We start from the raw sequence: 16174 nt of genomic DNA on the forward strand, positions 1-16174 counted from the left end.
ATAGTCCGATTGCTTTAAGAATTGTGATTCCATTAACAACTTGGCAAAATAAATTTGTTAATCGTCCTTTTATGGTCAAAATTGTGCAAGATAAAATCAACGGCTTAAATCAAGATTCTGCGGGGAATGTTTTACAGATTCGTAGCCTATCAACGCAACGATTTATCGATAAAATTGGAGTTGTTTCCAATCAAGTTATGGGAGAATTATTGGCAGGTTTAATCATTAGTATTGATTATTCCATAGATAATTAAATAGTGCGATCGCCGTCATCTTGTTGATTAAACTTTAAAATTGCGATCGCTTTAGCTTTTGAAAGTGCGGTCTGCTTCGCAGTGCCTTCGGCAACGCTGATTTTTTAGAAAGCTTGATGGTGATATAATTTAAATAAAGACTGTGTAAAAAAGGAAAAAACAGCCGTGAGTCAAACAGAAATTACAGATTCTTTGCTAACTAGCACAGGTTTCTATAACCTCTTTCAAACCTTACCACTAGAAATCCGACAAGGCTTCCTACAACTTTTATTTCAAAATAATTCCTCTGAATTAGAAGACTTTATCCTTTATTTAGCTTGTGAAGATTCTCGAAAAGAAGGATTTTTATCTGAATTAGAGTCGCAATCTCTCTTGGAGAGTTTGCCTCAATGAAATATCAAATTGCCAAACGCTTCAAAAAAGATTTAGATAAAATTAACGACCAAAAAATTCTTGCAAAAGTTAGAAAATGTATTGAAGCAATTGGAAATTCTCAATCACTATCCGAAATCCCCGATCTTGAAGCACTAAAAGGCTTCTCAGGATATTATCGCATTAAATTTGACTACAGCTATCGTATTGGAATTTTTTGGGATGGCGAAGTTATCGAAATTCTCAAAATAGAGAGTCGAGAAGGATTTTACAAAAATTTCCCGTAGAAATTTAGACAATCGCAGTAACTTGACAATTGGCCAAAAAGCAGTTATATCGTGATCGCCGATCTTGTAGAAACCCAACATTGCCTTTATTTCTTACCTTAATTTTTTGGGTTTCACTTCGTTCAAACCGACCTACAGTGCGATTATTTGCTTTATAATTTTTGCTAATCCAGGCTCTTCGGGACTTGGTATGGTTCGATAGGGGGGCATAAATCGACTCAATCCTTATCTGGCAAGAGATTTAATTGATTAGTTCGATCCAGATCGCAAACAATTGACAAAAATTGCGGCAATGTCTGTCTCTATAAAGGTTTCATTCCTTATAACCCCGTCCATTGCATAAGACAAACCGAAGAACCCTAATCCCTTACAAAAAAATACTCCGAAATCCTCATGAAATTTATTTTAAGTCACCATGCCGAAGAAAAAATTATTCAACTCCAAATCTCTTGAAAAATATTGCAGGACATCCTCAATAATCCTGAGCAAATTTTAGAAGAAGATGGACTCAAAGTTTATCAAGGTACGTTTGTCGCTATTAACAATAAAACTTATCTTCTGAGAATTTACATTAATGACTTAGTTGAGCCTCAAAAAATTGTTACACTATATGTTACCAGTAAACTTAGAAAATATAGGCAGCTATCAAATGAAAGCTAAATATGATGCTGAAGTTGACGTTTTAACAATTACCTGGCATGACACACCCGTAGAAGAAAGTGAGGCAATCAGTCCGGGGGTTATTCTTGACTATGATCAAGCAGGTAATGTAATCGGGATTGAAATTCTTAATGCTTCTCGAAAAATCGAGAATTTTTCTCCGAATGTGCAGGTAGCTATTTCTTCTCGATAAATGTGATCGCTGATCCTGTAGTGCGATCGCTGATCTTGTAGGTTGGGTTGAGGTGACGAAACGCAACATTGCTTTTATTTCTTACCTTAATTTTTTGGGTTTCACTTCTACATTTTATTCCATAACAATATAACGGTGAAAACTGGAATATTGCCAATCTTTCGGAGCGTTTACTAATCCATGATGCACGGGATTATAATGGATGTATTCGAGATGATTAACAAAATCTCGATCGCCGTAGGCGCGCCCTTGGCGACCATCTCGAACTTGATGCTCCCAAAAGCGACGTTGCCAAATAGCCTTTTCTCCTTTATGTTGTCGAGATGTTGAAATTTTACCCTGATATTGAGAATGACATTGACGGCTAAAATAACTTTTAATTAATCGCCAACCAGTTGAAAAATCTGCATCCGTTTCAGGCAATATCCAAAGAGCATGAATGTGATCTGGTAAAATGACAATAGCATCAATCTTAAAATGATGTTGTCCCATAACATATTTAAAAGCATTTCGTAGTAAATCCACATTTTCAGGTTCACACAAAATTCTGTGACGATTGTATGTCACAACTGTAAAAAATAAGTGGCTCCAGGTGTTTTTGCTCTACGGTATTGCATCAAGTTAGGATAACATTTATTGGATTGGTGTTTACGCAACTGGCGTTGGGTTTCGTGCCTCAACCCAACCTACCAAACTACGGATAGGGAATATCTGAGGAAAAAAGTCTTTCCCGAAACTAAGATCAATATTCTTTAACACTCGAAAGTCAGGAACTTGAACCCGTAGTAACCGCATTGTCAAAACTCCTGTAATCCTATCCTCTTGCTCATCTGCTTATTGTAGCTCACAGGCAAAGGTGAAACAATCTCTTATCCTACTGGCCAAATTCCAGCAGATTTTTTCAGAAAAACCCTTGACAAATCCCCGCACTTGACAGATACTTATATATAGAATGGGAATCCGTGCCTGCCTGCAAACCCTCTTTTTTCAGGTCAGATTAAGCGTCAAGAGAATAAAAACCTGATACCTGACCACTACTAAAGACTTATACGAACAAGACTATCTTGCTTGGTTAGAAGAAACGGCCAAACAACTGCGACGAAGACAGACAGATGTATTAGATTGGGGAACCAACAGAGACATAAAGTAGATAGTTATCTCCTACAATTACTCATCCATTTGCTTCTCTACCAATACCGGCCAATGTCTTTCCTACGGGCCAAATTCTGGCAGATTTTTTCAAAAAAACCCTTGACAAATCCCCGCCCTTGACAGATACTTATATATAGAATGGGAATCCGTGCCTGCCTGCGAACCCTCTTTTTTCAGGTTAGATAAGCGTCAAAAAAATAAAAACCTGATAACCGATCCCTAAGTACCTATAAGCTTTTCAACCAATCACTAATCAACCGGTTAACCTCTGTGGGAATTTCATCGTGGGGACAATGACCGGCAGTTAGATAATATTCTGTGAGAGAAGGATAGTATTGACGGAATTTGGCCCCGCGTTCCCTAGTATTCATCCAAGGGTCCCCCTCACCCCATAACATCAACAGGGGACAGCTTAACTTTTGCAGGAGAATATCCACATTTTCCCCCCGGGGAGATTTAAACACAGAAGCAAAAACTTTGGCTGCTCCCGCATCCAGGGAAGGACGACGGATATCTTCTATTAACTGCTCAGTAATGGCACTGCGATCGAGATATACTTTCTCTAGGGTTTTGCGGATAGTTTTGGGTTGACGGGTATAGAGAAATAAGAGATAACTGGCCCAAGGTTGCAGCAGCATCGATCGCAGTAATTTTTGTGCTAAATTAGGCTGACGATTGCTTTCTGTATCGCTAAAGGGACCGGCGCTATTGAGGAGAATTAATCCCCGAACATTCTCGGAATGATTAGCAGCTACACAGAGAGAAGCGTAACCCCCCAGAGAATTACCCGCTAAAACCGTCGGTTGGCCCACAACTTCCTTGATAAAATCGTTTAATTGTTGCTGCCAAAGATTGCCACTATAGACAATATCCGGTTTAGCTGATCTACCGAATCCTAGCAGATCGATCGCCCATACCTCCCATTCTGAGGCTAAACCTGACACATTTTTTCGCCAATGGTCAGTGGAAGCGCCAAAACCGTGGACTAATAGTAATGGGGGTTTTCCCGCAACTCTAGCACCCGCTTGCACATAGTGTATAGAATTTCCTTGCCATTGCCAATTTTGCCTTGTTGTCAGAGCAGCTGTATTCATCTGCTGTTTTGTTAAGTAATGTGAATAATTCTTAGTCTAACCGATTGAGAAACTGGAGACAAAGCTAGAGATTTTTAGCCAAACCCCTTGACTGAAAACGGGACTTGACATATACTTATATATATAATGGGAATCCGTGCCTGCCTGCAACCCCTTCATTTTTGGGCAAATAACCCTAAAAAACACTCTTACAAAAAAATCTTGAGCGAACCCATAACCCAGAGAATTACTCCTGAATCACTGGGACAGTTTTTTCCTAATTCCGATAATAGCTATGAAGATTTTGACGATTTTACGGGGATTAATCGACGAAAATCCCTTAAGTCAGGCGGATCTAGAAGATTTACTAGAGATCGAATCCTTAAATTTTAGGGAGACTAACCCTCTCATCCTACAGGAAAGGGCGGAACTATTAACGATTCTCTGGCCGCGAGTCTGGCAAAAATGTCAGGAGTTAGGGATAAATCAGCCAAATCAGATTTTGATCAGCTGTTGGCGCTTCTGGATTCCCTGGGCGCTACAGCTACGCGACCACGCAAAACCGTTGATTCAAGGCATTTTAGCCCCCCAAGGCACGGGGAAGACCACTTTAACATCCATAATGTCGATTATTTTAGCCTATTTTGATTTAAAAGTAAATAATCTCTCTTTAGATGATATTTATAAGACCTATAATGAGCGAATAAAATTGCGTCAAAAGGATAAAAGATTGCGCTGGCGTGGTCCACCGGGTACTCATGATATAGAATTAGGAATTAAAGTTTTAGAACAGGTTTGTCAGCAAGAAAGTCCGATTTTAATCCCGCGTTTTGACAAGTCCCTGCATCGAGGACAAGGAGATAGAATTGCACCGGAACAAGTGGAACGAGTTGATATTCTTTTTTTCGAGGGTTGGTTTGTGGGCATGAATCCAATAGAGGAAACAGTCTTTGATCATGCCCCCGATCCGATTAATAGCGAAGAAGACCGACAATTCGCCAGGGATAATAATCAAAGATTGCGAGAATATCTACCCCTCTGGTCAAAAATCGATCGCTTACTGATTCTTTATCCCCTTGACTACCGTTACAGTTTACAATGGCGACAGGCAGCCGAAGCAAAAGGAGGTATGAACCCATCAGAAATCGAGGAATTTGTCAAGTATTTTTGGAAAAGTTTACATCCGCAATTATTTCTCCCACCCCTGCTCAAACAAGCGCATCTAGTGGTAGAAATTAATCGGGATCATAGTCTGGGAAAAATCAGTAATCAGTGAAAAGAAAGCTCCGAACTTGTCACTTAACACTATTGACTGAAAACTCACATCTGATAACTGATAACTGATAACTGATAACTGATAAAGCTTATGATTGAAGTGGAACATCTGAGTAAAATTTATGGTTCTACCGCGGCAATCAGTGACGTGGATTTTACCGTAAAAAAAGGAGAAATACTCGGTTTTTTGGGACCAAATGGAGCGGGAAAAACCACAACTATGAGGATTTTATCCGGTTATATTCCTGCCACAACAGGAACAGCAAGGATAGCAGGATACGATGTACATCAACAATCCTTAGAAGTGCGTCGTCGCATTGGTTATCTTCCCGAAAATCCCCCCTTGTATCCAGAGATGACCGTAGAAAGTTTTCTGGATTTTGTCGCACGGATTAAAGGCATCTCATCGGGGGATAGAAAAGCGCGGGTAGATTTAGTTTTAAGCAAATGTCAGTTACTAGAAAAAAGAAAAGTTATTATCCGCAAGTTGTCCAAGGGTTATAAACAGCGTGTGGGAATTGCCCAAGCGATCATACACGATCCACCAGTAATTATTTTAGACGAACCGACAGTAGGATTGGATCCGAAACAGATTATCGAGGTGAGAAATCTGATTAAAAGTTTAGCGGGAGAACATACAATTATTCTCTCCACTCATATTTTACCAGAAGTGAGTATTACCTGCGATCGAGCGACAATTATTAATCGGGGTCGCATCGTAGCCAATAATATTACTACCGCTACCCCTGCCAGTTCCAGTTATGAAATTGAGATTGAGGGTGATAGGGATTACCTGCTAGAAATCCTTCAACAACTGCCGCAAGTCGAGCAAGCAGCAAAAGTCGGCGATAACCTGCTCAAAATTGTTGGTCAAGTGGGAACAAACTTAGGGGCAGAACTTGCTAGAATAGTGGTCAACAATGGTTATAACTTATTAGAAATGCGTCGCACGCGTAAAACCCTAGAAGATATCTTTCTGGAAGTAATCGGCAGCGGGGAAAATAACCACCAGGAGGAGAGGCATGATCAATAATATCTGGGCGATTTTTCGCAAGGAATTTCAAAGCTATTTTACGGCTGCCAATGCCTATATCATTATGGGGATATTTTGGTTAGTAGCAGGATTTTTCTTTAACTCCCTTCTCTACGGCATTATTCTCGATATTGGTATTCAGGAACAATCGGGATTTCTGGTAGCCAGAGATACGGTGTCTGAATTTATGACCACTTTCATCGGCATGATTTTGTCCTCTTTATTGTTGGTAATTTTGCCAGCCCTGTCTATGGGATTATACGCAGAGGAAAAAAAACAGGGAACCCTAGAACTTTTAGCCACTTCCCCCCTGACTAATTGGAGTATAGCGATCGGTAAATTATTGGGAGTGCTGGCCTTTTTTACTGTGATGATTACCCCCCTGTGGATTTACGAAATAGTAGTTTTTAGTGCCGCAGTTCCCCCGGTGAATATAGCCAGTATTTTACTAGCTCATCTAGGATTAATTTTACTAGCAGCGGCCATCCTAGCCCTTGGGATGTTTATCTCCTCCCTCACCAATAGTTCTATCCTTGCTTACATCATCACCTTTATCACCATCTTATTTATCTGGATACTGGATGTAATTGCTAACAATGCCGAAACCTTCTTTCGAGATCGCATCGGAGGAGAAGTGGGAGAACAGATCGGATTTTTCCTGAAAGAATTGCTCTCCCATCTATCTTGGTATCAACCCTTTAACAATTTCGTGCGGGGAATTTTTGACAGTAGTAGTTTAGTCATCTTCCTCAGTTATATTCTGCTGGGAATCTTCCTAACTACTCAAGCGATCGAAGCGGACCGTTATCAAAGAAACTAACTATGATATCCTGGCAAAAATACATTAAATTTATCTATATACCCGCCCTATTTCTGGGTAGTGCCGGCCTAACCGTGGGGTTAATCTCCGGTCAATGGTCATCCCTCTCTCTGGGGTTATTAATTGCCGGGGCTATTCTGTTTCTAGGGTGGCTGTTGTTATTAGTAACCACTGCCAAAGACTTTTGGCAAAAAAGAAGTACCCGCACCGGCACTCAAACCCTCATTACTACTATTATTGTCCTCAGCGTTATCGGTTTAATTAACTTTCTCGCCCTCCGTTATCCCTATCGAGTTGATTTAACCGAAAACCAAATCTTTAGTTTATCCCCCCAAACCGAAAGACTATTAACCAATCTGTCAAAACCCGTCAAAGTCTGGATTTTTTCAACCCGGGGAATCAGTGCCAACGAAGAGGAACTTTTAGCCAATTATCAACGCAAAAATCCTCAATTTCAGTACGAGATAGTTAACCCGGAGAAAAAACCCAATATTGTCCAAGAATTTAAAAAACTAGCTAATGATAATCTCTCCAGAGTCTATCTTCAGTATGGTGACAAAAAACAACCCCTGAAAACTATTAGTGAACAGGAAAGTCTCACGGAAGCGAAACTGAGTAACGCCATTGAAACCGCTAAAACTAATCGCACTTTAACCGCTTATTTTCTGCAAGGTCATGGAGAAAATGCCATCAAAGAACCTCAAGGAGGTTTAGGACAAGCAGTCAAGAGTTTAGAAGCAAAAGGTTATCAAGTAGAACCACTTAATCTAGTGGAACGTTCCACCATTCCCAATAATGCCGATGTCATTATTATTGCCAGTCCCAAAAGAAAAATATTTCCCCAAGAAGTCACCGCTTTAAAAAACTATCTCAATCAAGGGGGCAAAATTTTATTACTGATTGACCCCCAAACCGAAACCGGATTAGAACCCTTATTAACCCCTTGGGGTGTGAAACTAGATAATCGGATTATTATTGATGCTTCCGGTGCCGGGGAAATCATTGGTTTAGGTCCGGCTAGTCCCATTATTACCAATTACGGTAATCATCCCATTACTCGCGATTTTGCTAACGGTATTTCTATCTTTCCCTTTGCTCGTCCCATCGCTACCGTTCCCGTCGAAGGAATTGAAGCCGTATCTTTAATGATTACTAATGATAAAATGTGGGCTGAGAGTGATTTAAATGATCAGAATCTCCAGTTTAACCCTGAAAAAGATTTAGCTGGCCCTTTTGATCTAGGAGTTGCTCTGACGGGAAAAAAAGGTAAATTAATTGTGATTGGTAATGCCAGCTTTGCCAGCGATGGACTATTTGAACAACAGTTAAACGGAGATATATTTTTAAATTCTGTGCAGTGGTTAGCCAGTGGTGAAACAGCCACCTTATCTATCCGGGCCAAGGAACCAGAAAATAGAAGAATTAATTTAAATCCCCTGCAAGCTAACGCTATTTTTTGGATAGGGATGGTAGTGATGCCTTTAGTGGGATTTACCCTAGCCGGATTGACTTGGTGGCAACGTCGTTAATCGAGTTAGAATCTAGAAAAATCATCTCTCTTATTCCCCCTAACTGCCATGACCACAACCCAAACTATCCCCCAATTGTTGACTTTTGATGACTATATCAATCAATATCCCGATGATGGACAACAATACCAATTAATCGCAGGAAAATTATTGGCCATGATGCGACCGATCGGAAAACACGAAGAAATTGGCGGATTTGTTTCTGGAACCCTATTCTTAGAGATAAATCGGCAGCAATTGCCCTATTTTATCCCCAATACTGCCGCAGTAAAACCCCTTCGCCCCCATACAGGTTATCTACCCGATATTATTGTCTTAGACAGAGAAAATCTAGTTAATGATCCCTATTGGGAAACCGCTTCCTCAATTTCTCTGGCAACATCAGCTAAATTAATTATTGAAATTGTCAGTTCCAATTGGCGAGATGATTATCTGAAAAAATTCGACGACTACGAACAATTAGGAATTGCTGAATATTGGATTATCGATTATTTAGCTAAAGGTTCGGCCCGATATATCGGCAGCCCCAAAGAACCCACCATTTCTATCTATCAATTAATCGATGGAGAATATCAAGGTAATTTATTTAAACAGGATCAACGTCTTATTTCAGGGGTTTTTCCAGAGTTAAACCTCACTGCTAATCAAATTTTTCGTGCTAGAGCTTAAAGAAAAACCCGTATTTTTAGATTAGACCTTATGCAGAAGTGTTGAATGTTAAGATTTTGAAGATCATGACCAAGTTATGTATAATTCAATTTCACTGAAAAAACATGGGGGAATTAAAATAAATTTTATTCGGGTAGATTCCTTAACTAGAAAGACTTTTGGTCTTGAGATAATATTAGGTCGAGGTCTATTGGGTTGGGGGTTGCTCAACTCTGCTTCTCCGATAATTCTTGAGCCAATCTTCACCCTTGTTCAGTAACGACTCCAAATCAAGAGGTTCAATTTTTAACTTTTCTATATTCCAAATTTGGATAATACCATCGTTAGTTGGCGCAGCTAGTATTTTTCTATTTGGACTTAGCTTTACATTAGTAATTTTACTACTAATTCCCTTGATTGGGTTAGGCTGCATTATTCCTACTTCTTCTTTCTCTAGCTTCCAAAACCCTTCCTGTAATGTCCATAATTTTAGCGTCTTGTCCTCACTAGCTGAGACTAAAGTTTTCTCGTTGATGAAGCGGACACTCCAGACTTTTCCTCGATGTCGTCCAATAATTTTACTTTGTCCATTGAGATCCCAAATTCTGATGGTATTGTCATTACTGGCTGAGGCAATATATTGATCGTCTGGGCTAAAAGCTGCATAATTGACCCACTCCTTATGCCCATAAAAAGTCTTGATTTCTTCACCAGTAGAACAAGACCAAAGTTTAATAGTTTTATCAGCACTAACTGAAATAATTTTTTCTCCATCTGAGCTAAAATAAATGCCATAAACTTTATCGGTATGTCCTTTTAATGTATTAATATAATTGCCTTTAATATCCCAAAGCTTGATAGTGTTATCAGCACTGGCAGAAGCCAGTAGTTGACTATTAGGGCTGAATTTTACACAACAGATACAATCCTTATGAGCATATTGGTGATTTTGAATATTAATATCTTCTATCAGAGAAATTTCAGAAATACTTTCACCTACCTTCCATATTTTCAAACTTTTGTCCCCACCACCTGAAGCAAGAAACTTGCCATCGGGACTGAAGTTAACAGTCCATACCCAATCAGTATGTTCGTCTAATGTCTTAAGTAGTTTCTTCTCTTCAAGATTCCAGATTTTAACGGTTCTGTCAGAACTAGCTGTGGCCAGGAATTGACTATCTGAACTAAAACTAACCGCCCAAACTTTTTCTTGGTGTGCTTGTATATTTTGCGGAAATTCGACATCAAGATTCCAAAGTTTGATACTGTTGTCATCACTAGCTGATGCCAGTAGCTTGCTGTCAGAAATACAGCTAAAGCTTACGTCCCAGACCCAATCATGATGTCCCTCAAGAGTCGTCAGTAAAGTACCATTAATTTGGCAATCAGCTTTTCCGTCAGAATTTGTTACTAGAGTGTAGTCAATACCCCAGATTTTGACGGTGTAATCATCACTAGCTGAAGCAAGAAGTTGACCATTTTGACTAAATGCTGCCCATCTTACAATTCCCCGATGTCCTTTAAGAGTGGCAAGGCATTTGCCATCGAGACTCCAAAGCTTGATAGTTTCATCATCGCTTGCTGAAGCAATTATTTGAGCGTAAATACCATAACGAATATTAGGAGGACTGAAAATTGCGCTGTTAACTGAACCAGAATGTCCATCTTGATGATCTAAGGAATGTTTGAAAAAAGTTTGTCTTAAAGATACCGAAATTTCCTCTGACGAATCTCGGTTAATATCCCAGAGTTTGATGGTATGATCATCACTGCTGGAAACAATAATCTTACCGTCTGGACTAAAACTGATACTGTTGACTCTATCCTCATGTTCCATTGGGGATATATTTATCTCCTCACCTTCACGAGACCAAAGTCTAATCGTCTTATCTGCACTAGCTGAAGCAATGAGTTGACCTTCTGGACTGAAACAGACATCTCTCACCCAATCTGTATGTCCATTAAGGGTTTTTATTTCCTCACCTTCACGAGACCAAAGTCTAATCGTCCTATCTGCACTAGCTGAAGCAATCAGTTGACCTTCTGGACTGAAACAGACATCTCTCACCCAATCTGTATGTCCATTAAGGGTTTTTATTTCCTCACCTTCACGAGACCAAAGTCTAATCGTCCTATCTGCACTAGCTGAAGCAATCAGTTGACCGTCTGGACTGAAAGTCACACTATTGACGTTACCGGTATGCTTGGTCAAACGGTTGGTTTCTTGCATCGCAGAGTAGATTTGTCGGAGATTATTTGTCGTGTCTTCTTTGAGATCGTTCTCTCCATCAAGGATTTTTTCGTTATCCAGAAATATTTTGCCCGCTTCAACACTTGTTGATAATGCTTCAAGTTGGTCGTTGTCCAAGAATAAAGCCCAAGCTTTTGAATTAAGTTGAACTATCTTCTGCTTGGTAATAGCTTTTCTCAGTTCTGTTTCAGGCTGACGGAGTTTCACTCCGAGTTCTGTCAAATGACTATCTCGGTTAAACATTTTTTGGACAAACTCGATCAGAGTCTCGTTAGCTAACTGATAAGAGTAAGTCCTAGATACTTGTCCAGATCTTTTAAGCATTGTCCTTTTAACTATAGCCCAGCCCACTAAAACTTCTAGCACTACATCTAAGGAATTTTTTTGCACCTCGACAAGTTCGTTATTTTCTGAGTCTAACAACTTAATGATTTCTATTTTATCCTCTATTTCGTTTCTCGTCTTTTGAGGACAAATATCATTTTGTTTTTCCGATATAGTGAGTAAATAGAGGACGATTTGGGCAATTTTTTCATTCTCAGTACCACAATCTTTAATAATCCTATCTAACCAACTTTCAATTCCTGTTTTCTTGAGTTGTTCATATTCTTCTCTCTTGGTAATTCTAGCATCTTGAATGATCATACCTAAAAGTTGTAACTCAATTGGGCGGACTTTCCCTGAGTTTTTCGACAAATCTTTTACTATCTCTTCTATCAAGTCTTGTTCCCAGTTTAATTGAGGTTTTTTAACTAAGTTGTTCAAGAGAGATATGGCATCTTCTTTAGTTAAATCTTCTAGTCGGTAGCGAAATTGGTTGCTTAGAATATCTAACCCAGTCCAGCTGCCCAAATCTAATAAGTCGGACAAGTGATCTTCCCCGATAGAGATAATCAAACGGACATTATCTTTCTGGAGTAAAGTATTTATCAACTCATAAATACTTTCTAGTTCTTTCTGGCTATAGTTGAGTAAATAAAACTCAAAATTGTCAAAAATTAACACATAAAAATTATGAGAATTTTTGAGATTTTCTTTTAAGTCATGAATCCATTCTTTTTCAAAAGCAGGACTTGTAGGTATGATCTCTGGTTTGAATTGCTTTCCTTGAAAATTATCTTGTTCTAAGGCGGGGATTAAACCAGCACATATTATGGAACTTTTGCCAACTCCTGAAAGTCCATGGAGAATGGTCAGCTTGTGCATATAATCTCGATCTTTGATTCTCCTTTTGAGTTCATCCAGATCTTGCTGGCGACAAATCTTAATCTCTAACGCAACTTCTCCTTGCTCCTTACCAACTTGTTGTTGGGGTTGTAAACATCCGGCGCCGATGAAAGTACGCTGACCAAACTGCTGCTGAATTGAACGTCGCTCCTGTTTGATTTTAAAAGCCTGTAGATAGTCTTTTTTCTCAAAATAAAATGACCAAAGAGTTTCTAAAATGCGGATGTAAAGTTCTGGGTCATCTAGAGGTCCATTTTCTCTGGCTTTTTCCAGAGTTTGTATGGCAGCTTTTGGGTCTAATTTTTCTTGGACTTTTGCCATGACTAATAAATAAATGTTCTGGAGATTATTGATAATTTCTAACGCTTTCTTGGCTGAATTATTAGCATCTCGCAAATTTTCTTTTTGCTCGGCGACATAGGTAATAAATTTGTGAGCTTCAGCTTCTCTCAAAGGATCGGAATTTAGTTGCTGTAAAGCCAAAGATATTTGCGATATTTTATCTAGTTCATCTAATATTTTCTGCTGTTCATTATTCAATTGGTTTAATGCTACCTTATTTGGGTTAGATAGCTGGTAGTAATCCGAGGTTTGTTGCAAAACTTCACACAGTTGATTGATGAATTTAGCGACTAAATTTGAACTTCCTTCTTCTTGTTCAGCCTGTTTAAATTTTTTCAGACATTCCTCAAAATGCCCTCTGGCTTGTCTTAAACTTTCATCTCGTGTTAATTGTGATGGTTGCTTTAAACAACAAAGCCCCATGTGAAATAGGACAATCCCTTCTCGCTTTAATAGCTGATTTTTACGCCAGAAATCGAGACTTTTTTGATAGTGCTTTAAAGCTTCCTCCGTTATCCCACTAGCGTAATCCTCCCGACCTTGAAAAAACTCAATATTAGCTTGTAGTTGCTCAGTTAACTCATGCCCACAGTCTTGTAAATCTCTCAAAGCTGATTCAAGTTCTAATTGATAACCTTTATAAAAAATTAAATCATTGGTAATAAATTTACCTGAGCCAGCATTTAATGTGCAGGAAAACAGTCGCTTTTCTTGTGTCTTAAGAGCCTCAATTAATGTGTTAGCGTCTAGCTCAAATTTAGTTATTGTTGCCCAAGTATTAAAATCAGGAGCCAGCTTTCTCATTTGCACTTGAATCTGGTCGTTAACCCACAAGACCATTGGGCAAGGAAGGTTTTTCTGAAAGGACTCTCGATTTGAGTTGAAATCTTTCAGGATAGGTTCAAGATCGCTCACTGACTCCAAACCTACTATCATCAAAGCTTTGGGTGATTTAGTCTGGTAATAATTGACAATGGGAGTATAGATATTCTTAGACGACTCTTGTAGAGGGAATTCGTCAATTTTAATTGATTTAATCGAACAAATCTTTTGTAATTCCTGCTTCATTGATTCGCGCAAGCTGGCATAGTTGCAATGAGCTAACATAACCTGAAATTCTCCTTGAGAGTTTTCGATTTCCCATGCTAAACTCAGCAAAGATTCCTTGTTCTGAGCAGCCACCTCTTGGGGGGAGTTTAAATTAGTCATTGTTACGCTCCTCTATCTCAGCTTGGCATTCTTTTTTCATTTTCTTTGATTCTGCAAGAATCGGATTAACATCAAACCACGCCTGACCATGTTCGTTGTACTTATAGACAAACAAGCTATGAATCAGCTTTTCGTAGTATTTAGCCCCAGCCACCTCTTGTGTTTTCGCAACTCGACACAGTAATTTCCAGTCATCTTCAGTTATACCTAAACATATGTTGCTGCAGTATGTCACAATAATCCTCTCCAGATATAGTTGGGAAAGGGGTAATTGTCCCTCGCGCACAATCCAGTCTCTCAAGTATAAAAGTATATACCTTACATGACCTCCACTAACTCGACACAATCGGTTCAAAGCCTCATCACTTTCAAAAAGTAAGGGAATTTGCTCAAAAAGTTGATTTTTTTGTAAATCTGGAAAAACTCTTTTTAGTACCATTTCTTTAAGCAGTTCCATTCCTTCCTCATGCTCACCGCCATTGCGCCGACGTACAGGTATCATCGGTAATACTTTCGGTGTTTCTGCAAAATTCTGGAGGAGTGCCTGAAACCTATCAGAAAATACCAAACTCATGGGAATTGTGTAAATTATATGGCATCTAAAAGAACGCAACTTTCCTGTGTGGTGGATAAATAGATGTTCTGCTTGCTCAATATCTATCACCTTATCGAGACCATCAACAATTACTACCAATCCTCTTTTACCTTGATTGTTTAACTTCTCAATTACTAATCTAATCACTTCTTCATTAATTGCCCTAATAAGATCGGGCATAAACATTCCAAGTTGATTACTTAGCCTGTCTCTTATTGTCGAATTTTGTTTGACTTGGGCAGTAATCGTAGCCAAACCCACCGATAATCCAATTTCTGATATTATCAATCTCCTGTCTATAATGTTAAGAATCTGATTAAATATATTTTGGAAAGTAGGAAAGCGCCGTTCCAGAAAATTTTCCTCGGTATTTTTAATATATTCATCGCTAACTCCGCAAGCAATGAATATTAAAAGATCGGTTACACGGACATCATTTATATCTAATCCAATACTTGCATCAAGAAAAACAACCCCCCAGTTATCTTGTTCTAATTCTGTCTTTAGTCGCCATAATTCTGTAGTTTTGCCACAGCCGATCTGGCCGGTAAATAGCTGGTAAGTATTATTCCCTTCCCATTCAATAGAGTCTTTAAGTTCTTGAATAACTTCAACTCCTCGTACAGAAGCAAAATCGATATAATAACTCTTGTCTTCTGTGTTACCGTAATTTAGCGGTTTTGTCGGATTGCAATTTTGATAAAAGTTTCTTATGTTAAGGGACATCATTATCGCTCCTTTGTCAACTTTAAAATCTGAGCAATCATCTTGGAACTTGCCGTACTCCTGCAAGATGTTGGTTTCTACCAGGCGATTGCCCTAACGACCACATCAGTCTTGGACGTGCGAACCTGCTCAACATAGCTGTTGAGTTCGGCGGTTTACCCAAATTATCCTCAAATATTCCTGAATCGTCCTCTGGGTAAGCAACTCACCTATCATTTTGTCAAGGATTGCTAAGATGCGCATCCTTAAATAAATAATGGGTTTATTTTGCTGTATTTAGTCTAGTGGTTTCTGATCTGCGTGGCATCTATCTTTGGTATTACTGGACTTCCCCATACAGAAATACTAAAAAATCAACAAAACGGGTCTATGCTTCCAAAAACTTCAATAGACCTCCTGCAAAAGTCTTATTCAGCTACTTGATTATAGCCTAAAGCAAGTTCGTAGTTGTAAATGCCAGCGATTAAATTAAATCTCAGACCAAAACGTCGTCTCCGATTCCTGTATCTTGATGATAAAATTCTAAAT

At 39.0% G+C, this 16174-nt stretch carries 13 protein-coding genes and 2 pseudogenes; 10 read left to right on the top strand and 5 right to left on the bottom strand.

The window, feature by feature from the left end:
* The 4 genes from IM479_RS01735 to IM479_RS01750 form a co-directional block, all read left to right on the top strand.
* Positions 1-254: type II toxin-antitoxin system PemK/MazF family toxin (locus IM479_RS01735; RefSeq protein WP_287684932.1), on the top strand; the 254-nt coding region annotated here is incomplete at its 5' end.
* A 165-nt stretch (positions 255-419) separates the two neighbouring features.
* On the top strand, positions 420-647 hold the full coding sequence (locus IM479_RS01740) for a hypothetical protein (protein WP_158199689.1): 228 nt from the start codon (positions 420-422) through the stop codon (positions 645-647).
* Positions 644-913: a type II toxin-antitoxin system RelE/ParE family toxin gene (locus tag IM479_RS01745; RefSeq protein WP_158199688.1), complete on the top strand. Its 270-nt coding sequence runs from the start codon at positions 644-646 to the stop codon at positions 911-913. Before IM479_RS01740 ends, IM479_RS01745 begins: the two co-directional genes overlap by 4 nt.
* Before the next feature lie 610 nt (positions 914-1523).
* Positions 1524-1766: a DUF2283 domain-containing protein gene (locus tag IM479_RS01750; protein WP_002775710.1), complete on the top strand. Its 243-nt coding sequence runs from the start codon at positions 1524-1526 to the stop codon at positions 1764-1766.
* Positions 1767-1880: 114 nt separating this feature from the next.
* On the opposite strand, the gene IM479_RS01755 is transcribed toward IM479_RS01750, so the two are convergent.
* The gene (locus tag IM479_RS01755; RefSeq protein ID WP_287684933.1) at positions 1881-2291 is read right to left on the bottom strand and encodes an REP-associated tyrosine transposase; all 411 of its coding nucleotides are present in this window, start codon (positions 2289-2291) and stop codon (positions 1881-1883) included.
* Positions 2292-2793: 502 nt separating this feature from the next.
* Between IM479_RS01755 and IM479_RS01760 the strand changes: the two are divergent.
* Positions 2794-2999: pseudogene (locus IM479_RS01760) on the top strand (DUF29 family protein); the annotation flags it as partial.
* A 146-nt stretch (positions 3000-3145) separates the two neighbouring features.
* Here the strand turns inward: IM479_RS01760 and IM479_RS01765 are convergent.
* Positions 3146-4012 carry an alpha/beta fold hydrolase gene (locus tag IM479_RS01765; RefSeq protein ID WP_287684934.1) on the bottom strand — a complete coding sequence of 289 codons (867 nt, stop codon included), beginning with the start codon at positions 4010-4012 and terminating at the stop codon, positions 3146-3148.
* A 274-nt stretch (positions 4013-4286) separates the two neighbouring features.
* Between IM479_RS01765 and IM479_RS01770 the strand changes: the two genes are divergently transcribed.
* From IM479_RS01770 to IM479_RS01790, 5 genes are all read left to right on the top strand, one after another.
* On the top strand, positions 4287-5267 hold the full coding sequence (locus IM479_RS01770) for an ABC transporter ATP-binding protein (protein ID WP_287684935.1): 981 nt from the start codon (positions 4287-4289) through the stop codon (positions 5265-5267).
* A 90-nt stretch (positions 5268-5357) separates the two neighbouring features.
* Positions 5358-6299, top strand: coding sequence for an ABC transporter ATP-binding protein (locus IM479_RS01775; protein ID WP_287684936.1), 942 nt, complete (start codon positions 5358-5360; stop codon positions 6297-6299).
* Positions 6289-7119 carry an ABC transporter permease gene (locus tag IM479_RS01780; protein ID WP_287684937.1) on the top strand — a complete coding sequence of 277 codons (831 nt, stop codon included), beginning with the start codon at positions 6289-6291 and terminating at the stop codon, positions 7117-7119. Before IM479_RS01775 ends, IM479_RS01780 begins: the two co-directional genes overlap by 11 nt.
* A gap of 2 nt (positions 7120-7121) precedes the next feature.
* Positions 7122-8648, top strand: coding sequence for a GldG family protein (locus IM479_RS01785; protein ID WP_287684938.1), 1527 nt, complete (start codon positions 7122-7124; stop codon positions 8646-8648).
* Positions 8649-8696: 48 nt separating this feature from the next.
* Positions 8697-9317, top strand: coding sequence for a Uma2 family endonuclease (locus IM479_RS01790; RefSeq protein WP_002753823.1), 621 nt, complete (start codon positions 8697-8699; stop codon positions 9315-9317).
* A 187-nt stretch (positions 9318-9504) separates the two neighbouring features.
* Here the strand turns inward: IM479_RS01790 and IM479_RS01795 are convergent, their stop codons facing one another.
* From IM479_RS01795 to IM479_RS01805, 3 genes and pseudogenes are all read right to left on the bottom strand, one after another.
* A complete protein-coding gene (locus tag IM479_RS01795) occupies positions 9505-14325 on the bottom strand; it encodes a WD40 domain-containing protein (RefSeq protein ID WP_287699078.1) in 4821 nt (1606 codons plus the stop codon).
* The gene (locus IM479_RS01800; RefSeq protein ID WP_287684941.1) at positions 14318-15712 is read right to left on the bottom strand and encodes a Rossmann-fold NAD(P)-binding domain-containing protein; all 1395 of its coding nucleotides are present in this window, start codon (positions 15710-15712) and stop codon (positions 14318-14320) included. Before IM479_RS01800 ends, IM479_RS01795 begins: the two co-directional genes overlap by 8 nt.
* Positions 15713-16053: 341 nt before the next feature.
* A pseudogene (locus tag IM479_RS01805) lies at positions 16054-16174 on the bottom strand (IS5/IS1182 family transposase); the annotation flags it as partial.

Origin of the sequence: Microcystis sp. M165S2 (genome assembly GCF_020245885.1) — a bacterium.
Taxonomy (GTDB): domain Bacteria; phylum Cyanobacteriota; class Cyanobacteriia; order Cyanobacteriales; family Microcystaceae; genus Microcystis.

What these genes read in the sequence shown, in the direction of transcription:
- IM479_RS01765 (WP_287684934.1), bottom strand. Translation starts at nt 4,012, where the DNA reads ATGAATACAGCTGCTCTGACAACAAGGCAAAATTGGCAATGGCAAGGA.
- IM479_RS01785 (WP_287684938.1), top strand. Translation starts at nt 7,122, where the DNA reads ATGATATCCTGGCAAAAATACATTAAATTTATCTATATACCCGCCCTA.
- IM479_RS01745 (WP_158199688.1), top strand. Translation starts at nt 644, where the DNA reads ATGAAATATCAAATTGCCAAACGCTTCAAAAAAGATTTAGATAAAATT.
- IM479_RS01750 (WP_002775710.1), top strand. Translation starts at nt 1,524, where the DNA reads ATGTTACCAGTAAACTTAGAAAATATAGGCAGCTATCAAATGAAAGCT.
- IM479_RS01780 (WP_287684937.1), top strand. Translation starts at nt 6,289, where the DNA reads ATGATCAATAATATCTGGGCGATTTTTCGCAAGGAATTTCAAAGCTAT.
- IM479_RS01775 (WP_287684936.1), top strand. Translation starts at nt 5,358, where the DNA reads ATGATTGAAGTGGAACATCTGAGTAAAATTTATGGTTCTACCGCGGCA.
- IM479_RS01790 (WP_002753823.1), top strand. Translation starts at nt 8,697, where the DNA reads ATGACCACAACCCAAACTATCCCCCAATTGTTGACTTTTGATGACTAT.
- IM479_RS01795 (WP_287699078.1), bottom strand. Translation starts at nt 14,325, where the DNA reads ATGACTAATTTAAACTCCCCCCAAGAGGTGGCTGCTCAGAACAAGGAA.
- IM479_RS01770 (WP_287684935.1), top strand. Translation starts at nt 4,287, where the DNA reads ATGAAGATTTTGACGATTTTACGGGGATTAATCGACGAAAATCCCTTA.